The 18,232-nt window shown below is 33.1% G+C and carries 15 protein-coding genes; all 15 read left to right on the top strand.

What is annotated here, in order from left to right; translation table 11 throughout:
* Nucleotides 1-18: 18 nt before the first annotated feature.
* Nucleotides 19-1,542 (top strand): M23 family metallopeptidase, encoded by a 1,524-nt coding sequence (locus tag RR643_RS00530; RefSeq protein WP_332469278.1) that lies wholly within the window; start codon nucleotides 19-21, stop codon nucleotides 1,540-1,542.
* Nucleotides 1,523-2,341, top strand: a complete 819-nt coding sequence (locus RR643_RS00525) for an MBL fold metallo-hydrolase (RefSeq protein ID WP_332482009.1) — start codon at nucleotides 1,523-1,525, stop codon at nucleotides 2,339-2,341. The genes RR643_RS00530 and RR643_RS00525 overlap by 20 nt, the downstream gene beginning before the upstream one ends.
* The gene (locus tag RR643_RS00520) at nucleotides 2,292-3,374 is read left to right on the top strand and encodes a S1C family serine protease (RefSeq protein WP_332469276.1); all 1,083 of its coding nucleotides are present in this window, start codon (nucleotides 2,292-2,294) and stop codon (nucleotides 3,372-3,374) included. Before RR643_RS00525 ends, RR643_RS00520 begins: the two co-directional genes overlap by 50 nt.
* Entirely contained in the window at nucleotides 3,371-3,847 is a 477-nt protein-coding gene (gene rlmH / locus RR643_RS00515; protein ID WP_332469275.1) for a 23S rRNA (pseudouridine(1915)-N(3))-methyltransferase RlmH, read from the top strand. The genes RR643_RS00520 and rlmH overlap by 4 nt, the downstream gene beginning before the upstream one ends.
* Nucleotides 3,848-3,908: 61 nt before the next feature.
* Nucleotides 3,909-4,175 (top strand): HPr family phosphocarrier protein, encoded by a 267-nt coding sequence (locus RR643_RS00510; RefSeq protein ID WP_078710763.1) that lies wholly within the window; start codon nucleotides 3,909-3,911, stop codon nucleotides 4,173-4,175.
* 67 nt (nucleotides 4,176-4,242) lie between these two features.
* Nucleotides 4,243-5,943: a phospho-sugar mutase gene (locus RR643_RS00505; protein WP_332482008.1), complete on the top strand. Its 1,701-nt coding sequence runs from the start codon at nucleotides 4,243-4,245 to the stop codon at nucleotides 5,941-5,943.
* A 141-nt stretch (nucleotides 5,944-6,084) separates the two neighbouring features.
* Nucleotides 6,085-7,977, top strand: a complete 1,893-nt coding sequence (gene glgB, locus RR643_RS00500) for a 1,4-alpha-glucan branching protein GlgB (RefSeq protein ID WP_332482007.1) — start codon at nucleotides 6,085-6,087, stop codon at nucleotides 7,975-7,977.
* 8 nt (nucleotides 7,978-7,985) lie between these two features.
* On the top strand, nucleotides 7,986-10,388 hold the full coding sequence (locus tag RR643_RS00495) for a glycogen/starch/alpha-glucan phosphorylase (RefSeq protein ID WP_332482006.1): 2,403 nt from the start codon (nucleotides 7,986-7,988) through the stop codon (nucleotides 10,386-10,388).
* Between the two features lie 103 nt (nucleotides 10,389-10,491).
* Complete coding sequence (locus RR643_RS00490) at nucleotides 10,492-10,704, top strand: helix-turn-helix transcriptional regulator (RefSeq protein WP_332482005.1); 213 nt, start codon at nucleotides 10,492-10,494, stop codon at nucleotides 10,702-10,704.
* Nucleotides 10,697-11,470 (top strand): DUF3169 family protein, encoded by a 774-nt coding sequence (locus RR643_RS00485; protein WP_332482004.1) that lies wholly within the window; start codon nucleotides 10,697-10,699, stop codon nucleotides 11,468-11,470. The genes RR643_RS00490 and RR643_RS00485 overlap by 8 nt, the downstream gene beginning before the upstream one ends.
* 7 nt (nucleotides 11,471-11,477) lie before the next feature.
* The gene (locus tag RR643_RS00480; RefSeq protein WP_332469269.1) at nucleotides 11,478-12,257 is read left to right on the top strand and encodes an ABC transporter ATP-binding protein; all 780 of its coding nucleotides are present in this window, start codon (nucleotides 11,478-11,480) and stop codon (nucleotides 12,255-12,257) included.
* The gene (locus tag RR643_RS00475) at nucleotides 12,250-13,410 is read left to right on the top strand and encodes an ABC transporter permease (protein WP_332469268.1); all 1,161 of its coding nucleotides are present in this window, start codon (nucleotides 12,250-12,252) and stop codon (nucleotides 13,408-13,410) included. Before RR643_RS00480 ends, RR643_RS00475 begins: the two co-directional genes overlap by 8 nt.
* Before the next feature lie 70 nt (nucleotides 13,411-13,480).
* Entirely contained in the window at nucleotides 13,481-15,616 is a 2,136-nt protein-coding gene (pulA, locus tag RR643_RS00470; protein ID WP_332482003.1) for a type I pullulanase, read from the top strand.
* Between the two features lie 49 nt (nucleotides 15,617-15,665).
* A complete protein-coding gene (gene secA / locus RR643_RS00465) occupies nucleotides 15,666-17,981 on the top strand; it encodes a preprotein translocase subunit SecA (protein WP_332469266.1) in 2,316 nt (771 codons plus the stop codon).
* Entirely contained in the window at nucleotides 17,981-18,229 is a 249-nt protein-coding gene (locus tag RR643_RS00460) for a zinc-ribbon domain-containing protein (RefSeq protein WP_332482002.1), read from the top strand. The genes secA and RR643_RS00460 overlap by 1 nt, the downstream gene beginning before the upstream one ends.
* Nucleotides 18,230-18,232: the final 3 nt, after the last annotated feature.

Below are 18,232 nucleotides of genomic sequence, written 5' to 3'. Positions count from 1 at the left end.
TAAAGAGAGGTGAGTGCGATGAAAAAAGTTTTACCCCTAGTAATTGCTGCACTTGCAAGTTTAGCGATTGTATTTTTACTTCCACAAATCTTTGATATGGGAACAGTTAAAGTTGTAGAAGCAAATGCTCAAATAGAAAAATCATTGCTTCCTCAAGAAGTAACAGGTGTACGTCTTGAACCTAAGGAAGTAACTAAGATATACGATTCAGGTGTTTTGCTTGGAGTTTTAAGTGATGAGAAAACCATCTCAAACTTATTAGGCCAAATTTATAGTGAACAATATGAAGAAAAATTCCCAGGTACACATCTAGACACGGGGAAAGATATTTATGAAATTAAAGAATTAAGTTATAACGAATATGAAAATATTGATGAACAAATCACTCAATATTTGAAAGATAAAAACTCATATACAGTACAAGTAAACGCAATCGACTTTGCGGATGAAAATGGTACATTCGCAACTATTTATGTAGATGATGTAAAGAAGTATGAAGAAGCTCTTCATAAGTATTTGTTGTATTTTGTAGAAGAAAGTTCATTGAATGCAATCACAAGTAATGAAACAGTTCCACCATTAACAACCTATGGTGAACGTGACATGGCGATTGAAATTCTACAAAGTATCACAATGAAAAAAGCATATGCAGAACCTAGTAAAATTATGACTACTGAAGATGAAATACTTGAATATTTAAAATGGGGTGAAGGTGTAGAAAAACAATACTATACTGTTGTTCCAGGAGATACAATTCAAGGGGTCGGAAGTAAAAATAACTTTTTATCAGATCGCCAAGTTGTAAATATCAATGATGACATTCTAACAAGTGTTGATCAGGTATTATCACCAGGAACTCAATTGAATGTAACTTATTTCCAATCACCGATTGATGTAGTGGTAATGAAGGAATCATTACGTAAAAGAGATGAAGAACCTGCAGGGACAATTTATCAAGAAGATCCAACAATGTATACCAATGAAGAAGAAGTTATTCAGGTTGCAAAAGTAGGTTCGAAAAATACATTGGTTGAAGAAACTTGGATTAATGGAGTTATCGTTTCAGGGGAAGAAATTTCTTCTATTATTACAATACAACCGCAACAAGAAATTATTCGTGTAGGTACATTGGAAATTCCAGGTAATGGTACTGGTACATTCCGTTATCCAATTGATAACCCAATTATTACATGTCGTTGGGGATGTTATTCAGGACATAAAGCAGTTGACTTCCAAAATCCATACAATCGTTATGGAAATGTATACGCAGCTGACCGTGGTACGGTCTATGAAGTAGGTTATACAGGTATCAATGGTAACTATATGATTATTGATCATGGTAATACAGGATATCGTACTTATTATGGTCATATGAATAAACCAACGGATTTAAAAGTAGGAGATCGTGTTGATAAAGGGGAGGTTATTGGACAAATAGGTATGACAGGTAAAGCGTCAGGACCTCACGTTCATTTCTTTATCATGTTATCATCAAATCCAAACCAAAGATTAGATCCATGTAATGGATTCTTGGCGTGTTAATATGAAATTTGCACTTTGTTGTAGTGGTTCTAAAGGAAATAGTTTTGTTCTACAAGATGATGATTGTACACTTGTCATTGATTGTGGATCAACACGGAGACATTTGGAACTAAGTTATCAAAAATTAAATGTAACTCTCAATGATGTTGATGCGTGCTTAATCACGCATCATCATGTTGACCATATTAGTCAAATCAAAATGTTTAAAAATACTGAAGTTTATTCTGCAAGTCCACTGGATGATTGCATCATGTTTCATCTTGTTAAACCTTTTCAATCATTTGATGTAAAGCATCTAACAATTACACCGTTACCACTTAGCCATGATGCTGAGAATACGGTAGGTTATGTTATTGAAAATGGTAGTGAAAAACTTGTATATATAACAGATACAGGCTATTTAAATGAATCTTATTATGAATTACTTGTTGGTGCTGATTATATTGTGCTTGAGAGTAATCATGATATTAAAATGTTAATGGAATCAAGAAGACCACATTTTGTAAAACAACGTATTTTTTCAGATAATGGACACTTGTGTAATGAGAATTGTGCAGAAGTGTTGGAACAAATAGTGACAAAGAATACGAAACAAATATTCCTGGCTCATATTTCAGAAGAAGCGAATACAAGACAAAAAGCTTTAGAAGTTAACACAGAAGCATTGTTAAAAAAGAAAGATTGTTTGAATGCTGATTTGGTGATTGTTGCAGCAGGTCAGTATGAATTAGTACAAGGAGGAAAAGATAATGAAGAAATTTCTCATAGCGCTAATTGCTGTTCTCTTGGTATGGAATAGTTACTTAACTTATGAAATCAGTAAAGTAAAGAATCAAGAAACATCTATTCAAAAAGTAAGTCCAATCTACAATAACAACACAATCAATGGTTTTACCACAGATCTAACAAGTATCGTATCCAAGACAGAATCAAAAGTTGTTGGAATTACCAGCAGTGCACATGAAAATGTATTGGGAATAGGTAGTGGTGTTATTTATGGTAAAGATGATGAAGGTGTTTATGTTGTGACAAATCATCATGTAGTTGAAGGAGCAACAGAAGTATATGTTTCCTTTGATAATGGTGAAACAATGGTTGCAGAGCTATTGGGTAGTGATGCTTTTAGTGATATCGCATTACTTCGAGTTCATCCATCATTTACAGTTGAGCCATTTAATTTAGGAGACTCAAGTATTGTTAAAAAAGGGGAATACATTCTTGCGATTGGTAGTCCGCTTGATTTAAGCTTACAAGGCTCAGTAACTTTTGGTATTATTTCTGGCGTTGATCGATCAATAGCGGTTGATATTGACGAAAATGGTATCGATGATTGGGAAATGTCAGTACTTCAAACTGACGCTGCGATAAACCCGGGAAATAGTGGTGGACCACTTATTAATATGAGTGGTGATTTAGTGGGAATTACTTCTATGAAAATTGCGAATGAAGATGTCGAGGGTTTAGGCTTTGCAATTCCGATTAATGAGATTATTCCGATCGTGGATCAATTAAAAGAAAACGGGCAAGTACTTCGTCCAATTTTAGGTGTGATAGGTAAAGATATATCTCAATTAACTATTTATCAAAAGAGTTACATGGGAATTAATTTAGATCGTACTCGTGGAGTGTTAATTACAAAGGTATTTGAAGGCACACCAGCTAATACGAGTGGAGTTTTATCTGGAGATGTCTTGGTTAAAATAAATGATATTGATATCTTTACGTTTAAAGACTTTAGAAAAGTACTATATGATTTAAATGTTGGAGATGAAGTTATATTAACCATAGTAAGAGATAATGCAGAAATTACAGTGACGGTTGTCTTAGAATGATAAAAATCGTTGCGGTTGGGAAAATAAAAGAAAAATACTTCAACGATGGGATACAAGAGTATGTTAAGCGTTTAGGTCCTTATACAAAGATAGAAATCATGGAGGTTCCTGATGGTGCTTGTGCTCCCAATGCATCGATTGCAGAACAAGAGATTGTAAAGCAAAAAGAAGGAGAAGCAATTCTATCAAGAATTAAGGATGATGAAGTAGTAATTTGTTTGGATTTACATGGTAAAAACTTTAGTTCTGAAGAAATTAGTCAAAAATTAGATGAAATATCGACATATCAGTCAAGTAAAGTTACATTTGTGATTGCGGGATCAATGGGTTATAGTGAACAAGTAATACAGCGTGCAAATGTGCGTTGGTGCTTATCTAACTGTACTTTTCCACATCAAATGGTTCGATTATTGTTGGTTGAACAAATCTATCGTAGTTACAAAATACGAAAAAATGAAAATTATCACAAGTAACTTCTTGTAGTTTATCAAAATATAGTTTAAAATGAAGTTAGTATACAGGAGGATTAAGAAGATGAAACAAATTTCAGTGTTGGTAATTGACCCTGTTGGATTACATGCTCGTCCTGCAACAGTAGCAGTTAATGCAGCAAGTAAATTCAAAAGTGAAGTCAAAGTGGCTTATAAAGGACGTACTGTGAACATGAAATCTATTATGGGTGTAATGTCATTAGGTATTCCTACTCAATCTGAAGTAGTAGTTTCTTGCGAAGGTGAAGATGAAGAAATCGCTATCAAAACTATCGAAGAAGTACTACGTGCTCAAAAAGTCATCGCATAGAGTAAAAATAATAATTAAGGAAGATGCCTTTTGGTGTCTTCCTTTTTTCTACTAAGGAGAAAACGTAATGGATAAGAAAATTGAAATGAATTTTGAACGTTGGTTAAACAACGCGAACATTGATCCAAAGTTAAAAGAAGAATTACTTAAAATGGATGATGCAGCAAAAGGAGATGCGTTCTACACGAACATTGAATTCGGTACTGCAGGTATGCGTGGTGTGTTAGGTGCTGGAACAAATAAAATTAATATTCATACTATTCGTAAAGCGAATGCTGGGTTTGCACAATACATTGTTTCAAATGGACCTGAAGCATGTCATCGTGGAGTAGCTATTGGATATGATAATCGCCATATGTCTAAAGAATTTGCGATGGATTCTGCTCGTGTTCTTGCGACTTATAATATTCAATCCTATGTATTTGAAAGTTTAAGACCAACACCAGAACTTTCATTTGCGGTTCGTACTTTAAATTGTTTTGGTGGTATTATGATCACTGCTTCGCATAATCCAAAAGAATATAATGGTTATAAACTTTATGATGATAAAGGATGTCAACTTGTACCAGCACTTGCAAGCCAAGTGATTAACCTTGTGAATGCAATAGAAGATGAATTATCAATTGGAGCAAATCCAACAAGTGAACAAGAGAAACTAATCCACATCATTGGAGAAGAAATTGATGAAAAGTATATCCAAGCAGTATTGGATATTCAACTAAATAAAGATGTTAAAAAAGATATCAAGATTGTGTTCTCACCAGAACATGGTACTGCAAATGTTCCGGTAAGAAAGTTATATGATTTAGCTGGATACAATTGCATCCCTGTTCTTGAGCAATGTAGTCCAGATCCTGATTTCTCAAATACAAAAACACCAAATCCAGAAGAAGCAGGTGCTTATGAATTAGCGCTTGAATATGCAAAAAAGAATGATGCGGATATTATTCTTGTATGTGATCCAGATGCAGACCGTATGGGAGTAGGCGTTAAACAAGGAAATGAATATGTTGTGTTAACAGGTAATCAATCAGGGGCAATCTTAATTGAATATATCTTCAGTCAACTTAAGAAACAAAATAAAATGCCAAGCAATGCAGTTATGTTTAACACAGTTGTTACAGGTGACTTAGGTGAGAAGATTGCGGATAGTTATAATGTCACAACAGAAAAGACATTAACAGGATTCAAATTCATTGGTGAAAAAGTTGCGAAATATGAATTAAATCATGATCGTGAATATGTCTTTGGATATGAAGAAAGTTATGGCTCATTGATATCACCATTTGTGCGTGATAAAGATGCACAACAGGCTTGTCTTATGTTAGCTGAAGCTGCGGCTTATTATAAACAAGAAGGTAAAACACTTGTCGATGTATTAAATGATTTATATGAAAAACTGGGTTACTATGATGAATCTCAAGTATCAATTACACTTGCAGGACAAGAAGGTGCAATGAAGATTAAACACATTATCTCTTCATTACGTGAAAATCGTCTTAAAGAAATTGCCTTAAAGAAAGTAATTGGTTGGGAAGATTATGGTACATTAGAATACTTCAAAGATGGTAAGATTGGTAAACTGGAAGGATTCACTCCTTCTGATGTATTAAAGTATTATCTTGAAGATGGAAGTTGGATTGCAGTTCGTCCTAGTGGTACAGAACCTAAATGTAAAATTTACTTCTGTGTTAAGGGTGAAAGCATGGAAGATTCCAAAGAAAAAGCAGGTATGTATCACGCTGCAATGAAAGAAATCACTGCATAATTAGGAGTAAGAGAAATCTTACTCTTTTCTTTTGTGAAATATACTGATTATTGAACGAGTAGAAAACATGGTAAAAAACAAATTATGGTATTAATTTATATCTAATAATGGTAAAATGTAGCTATATTTAGGGGGGTATTTATGACCTACACAACAATAATAGAAAGCTTTCATCAAGGGCATTCCGTTGATTCCCACAAATTATTCGGTGCTCATTTTTGCTATGAGTCTGAAGAAGGTGTTCGTTTTACAGTTTACGCACCGCACGCTAAGGAAATAGAAGTAGTTGGTGGATTCAATGAATGGGATGGAAAAGAACATCTCATGGAAAGAATCACTGACAAAGGTATTTGGAGTTTATTTATACCAGGTATTAAAGAGTGGGAAACTTACAAATATCGTATTACAGATAGTAATGATAATGTAATGGATAAAGCAGATCCTTATGCATTCTATGGTGAAACACGTCCAGGTACAGCATCAAAGATTGTTCAATTGGATAATCTCGTATGGAAAGATCAAAAGTGGATGAAGAAACGTAATAAGCACTTTGATCAACCAATGAGTATCTATGAGGTACATGCAGGATCTTGGAAACGTTATGAAAATGATAACTGGTTTACTTATGAAGAATTAGAGAATCAATTGATTCCTTATGTGAAAGAACATGGATTTACGCACATCGAATTAATGCCTCTTAATGAACATCCATTTGATGGTTCATGGGGATATCAAGCAAATGGGTATTTCTCATGTACATCACGCTATGGTAATCCTAAACAATTTGCTCATTTTGTTGAGGCATGTCATAAAGAAGATATTGGTGTTATTCTTGATATGGTTCCGGTACACTTTGTAAAAGATAATCATGGATTAAGAGAATTTGATGGGCAACCATTGTATGAGTATAAAAATCCAAATGATGCAAATAGTCAATGGGGTACATGTAATTTTGATTTGTGGAGTGATGAAGTACGTTCATTCTTAATCAGTAGTGCAGCTTTCTGGTGTGATCAATATCACATTGATGGTATTCGTATTGATGCGGTAGCGAATATGATTTTCTGGGAAGGTAATAAAGATAGAGGTACAAATGAGGGTGCATTAGCGTTCATTCGTCGCTTGAATTATTACTTAAGTAAAACTTATCCTGAAGTTATGTTGATCGCAGAAGATAGTAGTGATTTTCCTAAAGTAACTCAAACTACATTGGATATGGGTCTGGGGTTTGATTATAAGTGGGATTTAGGATGGATGAATGATACGTTGAGTTATTATGCACGTGATCCTATCTATCGTAAATATCATCACAATAATTTATCATTCTCAATGGCGTATTTCTATTCAGAAAGATTTGTCATGCCACTATCTCATGATGAGGTTGTGCATGGTAAGAAAACAATCGTTGATCGCATGTGGGGAGACTACGACCAAAAATTCTCCCAAGTACGTAACTTATATATTTACATGATGACTCACCCTGGAAAGAAATTAAATTTCATGGGTAATGAAATCGGAATGTTTAGAGAATTTGATGAAGCGAGAGAAGTGGATTGGTTCCTATTGGGATACCCAAGACATGATAGTTTCTTAAGATTCTTTACAGATTTAAATCAAATTTATTTGCACCATCCAGCATTAAGTAAATATGATTATGATTTAAAAGGATTCAAATGGATTGATGCAGATAATGCAGAATTAAGTATTTATTCATATTATCGTGAAGATGAAAATGAAATCTTATTAACGATATTGAATATGACACCTGTTGCTCATGAAGAATTTACACTTGGAGTTCCACATAAAGGGACATACACTGAGTTGATTAATTCAGAAAAAGACATTTATGATGGATGCAATATGTGTAATTTTAAACCAATACGAAGTAAGAAAGTGAAATGTAATCAATTAGAGAATAGTATTACAGTTCGTTTAGCTCCGTTTGGTGCATTAGTACTTCAATTTGACAAATCGAAGATTGTAGTAGAAAAGAAAACAGCAAAAAAAGCTGTTAAAAAAGACACGAAGGGATAGAGTGAATCATGTTTAAAAGTAAAGAAGAATTTATTAAAGAGTTTGAGTTAAGAGTTGCGGAAATGTATGGACGTTCAATTGAGCAATCTCATCGTACAGAAAAGTACATGGCATTGGGTGAAATGGTTCGTGAATATGCAAGTTTAAATTGGAAAGCATCTAAAGAAAAAGTTGCGAAGAGTGAAGATAAGCAAATGTTTTACTTCTCGATGGAATTCTTAATTGGAAGATTGCTTACAAATAACTTAATGAACTTAGGTATTTATAACATTGTTAAAGAAGGTTTAGAAGAAATTGGAATTGATATCAATGAACTTGAAGATTTAGAATCAGATGCAGGATTAGGTAATGGTGGATTAGGACGATTAGCGGCGTGTTTCCTTGATTCATTAGCTTCTCTTCGTTTGCCAGGTAATGGTAACTGTATTCGATATCAATATGGATTGTTTAAACAAAAAATTGATAGTGAAGGAAATCAAGTAGAAGTACCCGACCAATGGTTAAGACTAGGCAATGTTTGGGAAGTTCGTAAACCTAAACACGCAGTGGATATTAAGTTTGGTGGTCATGTGAATGTAAGTCAAGATGAACACGGTCATTTCGTATTTGATCATGTTGATTGTGAACATATCACAGCAGTTCCATATGATATGCCTATTATTGGTAGAGGTACAAACGAAACAAATACATTACGTTTGTGGTCGGCAGAAGCAAGTGAAATTATTCCAGCAAATAAAGATTTCAGAAAATACTTAGCAGAAGTACAAGAAATTTGTTTGAATGTTTATCCTGATGATTCAACACCTGAAGGAAAAATTCTTCGTTTGAAACAACAATACTTCTTTGTATGTGCAGGACTAAATGCAATCATTCGTGCACACTTACGTGTTTACCCAAATTTGGATAATTTAGCTGATAAAGTTGCGATTCAATTAAATGATACACATCCAGTTCTTGCGATTCCTGAATTAATGCGAATCTTAATGGATGAACATCATTATGAGTGGATGGATGCATGGAATATTGTAGTTAAAGTTATGGCTTATACAAATCATACAATTCTACAAGAAGCATTGGAAAAATGGCCAGTTGATTATGTAAGACAATTACTACCACGTATTTACATGATTATCGAAGAAATTAATGCTCGTTTCCAAAATGTTGTGCGTGAAGAATATCCAGGTGATAATGACATGGCTTATCGTGTAGCGATAATTCGTGATAACCAAGTTCATATGGCAAATCTTGCGGTAATTGGAAGCCATAGCATCAATGGAGTTGCGCAAATACATAGTGAAATAATCAAGAAAGATTTATTCAAAGACTTTGTGAAGATTTATTCAGAACGTTTTAACAATAAAACAAATGGTATTACACAAAGAAGATGGTTATACTATTCAAATCCACAATTAACGAAGTTAATTTCGGAAACTATTGGGGATGAATTCTTAAGTGATTTTGATCACATTGAAAATTTAATGAAACATGTAGAAGATACAAAACTTCAAAAAGATTTCTTGGTTGTTAAACAACAACGTAAAGAAATTCTTGCGAAAGTAATACTGGATAAAACAGGTATTGAAGTTAATCCAAATACAATCTTTGATGTTCAAGCAAAACGTCTTCATGCTTATAAGCGTCAATTATTAAATGTATTGCATATTATATATCAATATCAACGTTTAAAGAGTGATCCTACTTATTCAATTGAACCTAGAACATACATCTTTGCAGCTAAAGCTGCACCAGCTTATGTATTTGCTAAGAAAGTAATCAAACTCATTAATAAATTATCAATGGTTATCAACAATGATCCACAAGTTAATGATAAATTGAAAGTTGTATTTATACCTAACTACAGTGTATCAATCGCAGAAGTATTGATGAATGCTGCAGATGTTTCTGAACAAATTTCTACGGCTGGTAAAGAAGCAAGTGGAACAGGTAATATGAAGTTTATGATGAATGGTGCACTTACATTGGGTACATTAGATGGAGCCAATGTAGAGATTGATGAACTAGTTGGAAGAGATAATGATGTAATCTTTGGATTAACAGTAGATGAAGTTATGGCAATTAAACCAACATACCAAGCACGTCAATACTATGAAAAAGATGAGCGTATTAAACACGCAGTTGATTCATTAATTGATGGTACATGGTCAAGCAATAAAGAAGAATTTAAGATTATTTATGATGAGTTATTGTATCGTAATGATGAATACTTACTATTAGCTGATTTTGATGCGTATGTAAAAGCGCAAGAAGCAGTTGAAGTGAAGTACAGAGATCAAGCAGGATGGGCAAAATCATGTCTAATCAATATTGCGAAATCGGGTTACTTCTCATCAGATAGAACAATTAAACAATATGCTGATGATATTTGGCATATTCACCAAGTAAAAATATAAAATGGAGCTGTAACTGAAAAGTTGCAGCTTTTATTATTGACAAGAATACTTGGCAAGTGTATATTTATGTATGACAAGAATACTTGGCAGAAAGGAGATATCAATGGCCTTATTGAACAAAGTAAAAGAGTATCGAATAGTTAAAGGTATTAATCAACAAGAATTGGGAAGATTAGTAGGTGCATCAAGGCAGACTATCAGTTCAATTGAGTGCGGCGATTATCATCCTAGTATTGTATTAGCTCTAAAAATCGCGAAAGTATTTGAAGTAAATGTAGAAGAAATATTTGATTATGAGGAGGATGAAAATGAATAGTAGAAAAAAATCATTTTATCGATATTTGGGGATAACTGCGATGGCGGCTTTTGTAGGTGGAGCTGGTGGATTTATTGCAATGCAAAGTAGATATCTAGATTGGAATCTTGGTTGGATATTTAAATTGCTACCGACTTTTATTTGTACGCTATCTTTATGTGTCTTACTAATCCTAACAATTGTAACCATAGCAAAATATTATAAATCAAAGAAATTGGTTAGATTATCAAATGATGAAGATGAAGAAATATATCTACTCGCTGATAAAGAACTTTCTATGGTTTCTTCATTGAATTCAGTAGGAAGTGTAATTGGAATGGTTATGATGGGGTTGGTAATTCCAATGATGTCGTATTGGGAAAGAAGTGAGTCTTCATTTTTAAGTAAATATTCTATTTCACTAGGTATAATAACAGTGCTTTATTTCATAATTTATGTGATTGTAAGTACTTGTCTTCAAGTTAAAACAGTTGATTTAATTAAAAAGATTTATCCAGAGAAAAAAGGATATGCTCTTGAAAAGAAATTTGAAACTGTTTGGTTGGAAAGTGCTGATGAGAACGAAAGAAAAATTATTGGTGAAGCGAGTTATTATTCTTTTAAGTTAACACAGAAAGTATTGTCTTATGTAATGGTAGTTGCATTATTTATCGGTATGTTTCAACCAGATTCATATGTATTTGTATTATTAATTGGTATCGGATGGCTTACTCAAACGATCAGTTATTTAAAAAAGGTTCGAGAATTAGAATTCAAAAAGAAATGAGGATGACATGGAAACAATATTAAAAGTTGAAAGATTAAAGAAAACATTTATACTTTCTAAAAAACAAATGAAATTAGAAAAAACAAAAGATAAGAAAAAGATTGCAGTAAATGGAATTTCGTTTGAAGCATATCGAGGTGAAATATTTGGTTTATTAGGACCAAATGGTGCTGGGAAGACAACAACATTACGTATGATTGCAACATTGATTAAACCAGACTCAGGAGACGCTTTGATTGATGGTAGTAGTATTGTAAAACAAGCGGGAGAAGTAAGAGGAAAAATTGGATTTTTAACTAGCGAATTGAAGTTAGAAGACTTCTTTACACCAAATTATTTATTTGATTTTTTCAGTAATTTACATGGCGTTGATACAGAAACATGTAAACAAAGAAAAGAATATTTATTCAAACGTTTCGGCATTGATGAGTTTGCGGAAGTAAAGGTTGAGAATTTATCAACGGGTATGAAACAAAAAATATCAATCGTAATCTCACTAGTTAATGATCCAGATATTATTATCTTTGATGAACCAACAAACGGTTTAGATATCTTAACAGCGAAAGTTGTTACAGATTTCTTATTAGAGCTTAAAAGACAAGGCAAGAGCATTATTGTATCAACTCATATCTTTAGCTTAGTTGAAAAGATATGTGATCGTGTGGGTATTGTGATTAATGGTGAAATGGTATGCGTAGATACACTAAAGAATGTCCAAAATGGTAAAACAATGGAAGAAAGATTCTTCGAAATCTTTGAAGCAAATGGAGGACATATTGATGCGTAATATACTTACAATTATAAAGAAAGAACTTGCACGTTTTTTCAAAGATAGAAAGTTAGTATTCACTACAGTTTTATTTCCAGGATTGATGATTTACTTATTATACTCATTTATGGGAAGTGGTTTCTTAAGTAAAATAGAAGGTGATGATACATACATTCCCAAAATATATGTTAGTGAAATGCCTTCTGTATTAGAACCGATGTTTGTAGAAACAAAATTTGATTATAGAGGTTTTGAAGAGAATGAGTTGGATACAATTCTAACGCAAATAGAGAATAAAGAAATTGATGTTGCGATACTTTTTCCAAGTGAATTTGAAGCTAATGTAGAAGATCGTTCAAGCATTCCAAATATTCAAATCTACTATAACTCAACTAAATCTGATTCAATGAGTGCTTACAGAGTTATTGATACAGTGTTGAATCAATATGAGAATTCATTATCTAATGTTTTTGATATCAATAATACACAAGGAGTTATCTATGATTTAGCATCAGAAAAAGATTTGACAGGTGAAATGTTCTCGATGATGTTACCGATGCTTCTCATGATATTTATCTTTAGTGGTTGTATGGGTATTGCCCCTGAATCAATTGCAGGTGAAAAAGAAAGAGGGACTATTGCAACATTACTTGTTACGCCAATGAAACGTAGTGAACTTGCGATAGGGAAAATTATTAGTTTGAGTATTATTTCATTGCTTGCGGGATTATCCAGTTTCTTAGGGACTATCTTGTCATTACCAAAACTATATGGTAGTCAAATGGAAGGTGTAAATGCAATGGCATATTCAATGACAGATTACGCAATGTTGTTGATGATTATACTATCAAGCATTCTGATTATTATTTCACTGATATCAATTATTTCAGCATATTCAAAAAGTGTTAAGGAAGCATCTACTGCAATTATGCCTTTAATGATTATTGTTATGTTGATTGGTGTAAGTTCAATGATGATTGGTGAAAAAGGGCCCGCATTATTAACGGCATTAATTCCTTTGTATAACAATGTTGCTTGTATGAATGGTATCTTTGGATTTAGTTTGAACACAATGTATTTTGCAATTACGATTATCGTTAATTTAATATATACATTTATCTTTGTCTTTGTATTAGCGAAAATGTTTAATAGTGAAAAGTGTATGTTCTAGGCGAGATTTCTCGCCTTTTTCTTTTGTCTTTCATAGAAAATGTTATAATATGTAAAAAGTAGAGGTATATATGAGACAAGATAGAAGTATTGAAGCTTATTTAGATGACTATGGTAAAGTTACAATTCATGTTTCTCATCGGTTTTATCATGGGAAAGTTGAATCATTTTATCTTAAAAATAGTAAAGGTGTTCATAGTGATTGTGTGATTCGAAGTGTTGTGGATCATACAAACTATACACAATATGATTGTATTATACCTGCTGAACTGGATTTAGGTTTGGAATATATCGTAGTTGATAATCATGGATTTCAAGCACCCCTTCAAATTCGTTTTATTGTACGTACAAGAATGTTTGATGAAACCTATGCATACAATGGAACTGATTTAGGAAATACCTATCATCCTACAGGTACAACATTTGCGGTATGGGCACCCACTGCACATCGTGTTGAGTGTTCAATAATTAAGCATGGAGAAGAGAAAGTTTATCCAATGAAAAGAAGTGATAAAGGAGTTTATCGCTTGCATGTGGAGGAAGACTTAAAAAATAGCACGTACACGTATTTAGTTCATGTAAATGATGAAATACATGAAGCTACAGATCCGTATGCAATATCATGTACATCCAATGGATCGCGTAGTGCGATTTTAGATAGTGAAGATTTTGTGGCATTATCAAATAGTGAATTACCAGTATTTGAACATCCTGTGGATGCAATTCTTTATGAAATAAGTGTTCGAGATATGACTTCAAGTAGTACAAGTGGCAATAAAAAGAATGGTAAGTATGAGGGGTTAATTGAACGCAATACTAAAAATAATGGACGAGCTACTGGATTTGATTACATTCGATTATTAGGCGTAACACATGTACAGCTTATGCCAGTCTATGATTTTGCGACCATTGATGAAGATTATCCAAATCGTCAGTATAATTGGGGATATGATCCATTGAATTATTTCTGTCCTGAAGGATCATATAGTTCAAATCCCAATCATCCATTAACACGCGTTAATGAATTGCGTAAGGTGGTAAATGCATTTCATGAAGTAGGTATTCGTGTTAACTTAGATCTTGTACTAAATCATCATTATGATTTATCAAAAGCGAATTTAAATTTAATAGTTCCATTCTACTACTTTAGATATCATGAAAATGGTTCTCTATCCAATGGTTCATTCTGTGGTAATGATACAGATAGTTGTCGTATGATGATGAGAAAATATATGATTGATAATGTTAAAATGTGGATAAATTGTTATGGTGTTGATGGATTCCGTTTTGATTTAATGGGTATTCTTGATGTTGATACAATGAATGAAATTACAAAAGAATCAAAGAAGTTAAAACCAGATTGTATGGTTTATGGTGAGGGATGGAATTTACCTACGTATTTGAGTGAAGAAAATAAAGCATGTATTTCAAACAATGCGAAGATGCCTGATGTTGGTCATTTTAATGATTATTTTAGAGATGCGATTAAAGGCAAATCTTCTGAGAATGAATCTTATGCAAAAGGATATTGTACTGGTGATGGTGATTTAGCGTACAACGTCGCAAGTAGTTTTTGTGGGAATGTGAAAAGTACAAATGCAGTAAGAATATTTCAAGAACCTAGTCAATCAATTAACTATGTTGAATGTCACGATAATCAAACATGTTGGGATAAAATAAAAGATTGTTGTAAAGAAGATACTAGAGAAATACGGATCAAGAAACACAAAATGTGTATTGCTAGCGTAATGTTTGCGCAAGGCGTTCCTTTCTTACATGCAGGGCAAGAGTTCTGCCGTACGAAGTTAGGTTATCATAATACGTACAATATACCAGATTCAATCAATCAAATGGATTGGGATCGTATGATACGTTATGAAGATGTTGTTCAGTACACTCGTACTTGTATTATTCTGCGTAAAAAATTTGAAGCTTTCCGTTTAAGAAGCGCATTGGAAATAGATGAGAAAGTAAGTTTTGATTATTTAGATGCGAATATTTTAGTGGTTACTATCCATCACAATGAAAGTAAATGGAATTGTAAGGGGATGAAGATTGTATTAAATCCATTTGGTGTTGATCGTCATTTGCATTTTGATGAGAAATGTACACTATTATTAGATGAAAATGGATTGGTTAAGAAATTAGTAAGTTCACAAGATATTCAGATTAAAGCGCATAGTTTACTTGTATGTGCGATTATGTAAGAGTAAAATAATAAGGGGGTTTAACCCTCTTTATTTATAGGAGAAAAATATGGGATTTTTAACAAATTTAATTAACAGTGAACAACGTCATTATTCAAAGGCACAAAAGTTACAAGAAAAGGTTTTAAAATTTGAAGATGTGATGAGCCAATGTAGTGATGATGAATTGAAAGCCAATACAATTAAATACAAAGATAGAATTGCTTCAGGTGAGAGTTTAGAAAGTTTATTACCAGAAGCATTTGCAACATGTCGTGAAGCAGCAAAACGTGTTTTAGGTGAATTTCCGTATCCAGTACAAATCTTAGGTGGAGTGTTACTACACTTTGGTGATGTGGCTGAAATGAAAACAGGAGAAGGTAAAACATTAACCGCAACAATGCCGATTTATTTAAATGCACTTGAAGGTAAAGGTGCACATGTTATCACAGTTAACGAATACTTAGCGGCACGTGATGCTGAGTGGATGGGTGAAGTATATCGTTTCTTAGGGTTAACTGTCGGTGTAAACTTACATAGTTTATCATTTGAACAAAAGAAAGAAGTTTATCTTAGCGATATTACATATTCAACTAACTCTGAATTAGGATTTGATTATTTAAGAGATAACATGGCTAAGACTTTGGATGGTCGTGTTCAACGTGGATTACACTACGCCATTATTGATGAAGTAGATTCAGTACTCATTGATGAATCACGTACACCACTTATTCTTTCAGGATGGGGAGATCAATTATCACCATACTATATGAAAGCAGATGCATTTGCGAAAACATGTAAACGTGATCGAGATGTAGAAATAATACTTGAAGACAATGCAGTTACACTTACCGATGAAGGTATTAAAAAAGCTGAACGCGCATTCAATATGGAACATTTATATGGATCGGATAATGCAGAGTTTATCCACTATATGCAAAATGCTTTACGTGCAAACTTTTTAATGACAAAAGATGTTGAGTATGTTGTACAAGAAGATGAAATTGTTTTAGTAGATCAATTTACAGGAAGAAAAATGGAAGGGCGAGAGTTTTCTGATGGATTACATCAAGCCATTCAAGCAAAAGAAAATGTTGGAATTAAAATTGAAAACAAAACACTTGCGACAATTACTTATCAAAACTTCTTCCGTTTATATAGCAAACTTTCAGGAATGACAGGTACTGCAAAAACAGAGGAACAAGAATTTTTAAATACCTACAACATGCGTGTTTATGTGATTCCTACAAATCGTTCTATTGCACGTGTTGATTTTCCAGATGCAATCTTTAAAACAAAGAGAGAAAAATATGAAGCAATTTTAAATGAAGTTGTGGAACTATATGAAAAAGGACAACCAGTCCTTGTGGGTACAATTAGTATTGGTATGAGTGAGAACTTATCGGAACTATTAAAAAAGAAAGGTATTCCTCATCAAGTATTAAATGCAAAGGAAGATGCTAAAGAAGCACAAATCGTTGCTGAAGCTGGAAGACGTAAAACAGTAACTATCGCAACGAATATGGCAGGTCGTGGTACAGATATCAAATTAGGTGAAGGTGTCATTGAATTAGGTGGGCTTGTGGTATTAGGTAGTGAAAGACATGAATCAAAACGTATAGATAATCAATTACGTGGACGTTCTGGTCGTCAAGGAGATCCTGGTTACTCTCGATTCTTTGTTTCGATGGAAGATGATTTAGTTGAAAAATTTGCGACAGATTATATGAAAGAAACAATTGAAGATTTCGAAGCGGATAAAGTACAAGAAGATAAAATGCGTAAATTAGTAGATGCAATTCAAGAAAGAGCTGAAGGATTACATTTTGACTCAAGAAAGAATGTATTGGAATATGATGATGTGCTTATGGAACAACGTCGTTTAGTTTATTCACAACGTGATGATATTTTGGCAATGGAAGAAATTACCGACTTAATTGAAAGTTTATATGCAAGAGTCATCGAAAGACTTGCAGTAGGATATCAACAAGATAAAACAAATCAAAATCGTATTCATACACATGAACAATTGAAACGATTAAAAGTAAGTGAAGAAGCCATCGAAGAAGGATTCAATCAAGTTGAAAGTGCAAATCGCGTTTGGTTGGAAAGTGCATTGAAGAATTATCAAGAAGCATATCCAGAAAATCAAGTAATTGAAAAGATGGTATTCTTATCAGTTCTTGATCATCAATGGATGGATCATGTTGATAATATGGATCGTTTAAAAAGAGGTATCTACTTAAGACAATATGCATCGATAAAACCAATTGATGCTTTCAAAGAAGAATCACATGAACGTTTTGAAAATATGATGGACAATATTACTGAACAAACAATCTACGCATTAACAAGTCAACCAGATAAGCAACAAGAGGAAGCATAATGTTTGTCATATTTGGTACGAAGACAACTCAAAAAATCTTGGGTTATCAAAAAAGAGTGAGATGCGGAAGATGTAATAACATTACACCTTGGCAAGTTATCAAAGTAACTAATTGGTTTTCGTTATTTTTCTTGCCAATTATTCCAATATCTACGAAATATTATGAATTATGTCCAATATGTCATGGTGCAACGCAAATCACAAAAGAAGAGGCTATACAAAGTATTGTGACAGAAGTTGCGGAATAAGGA

The sequence above is a fragment of the Anaerorhabdus sp. genome (assembly GCF_036637135.1).
GTDB lineage: Bacteria > Bacillota_I > Bacilli_A > Erysipelotrichales > Erysipelotrichaceae > Anaerorhabdus.
This window is presented reverse-complemented; position numbering and strand designations above follow the sequence as displayed.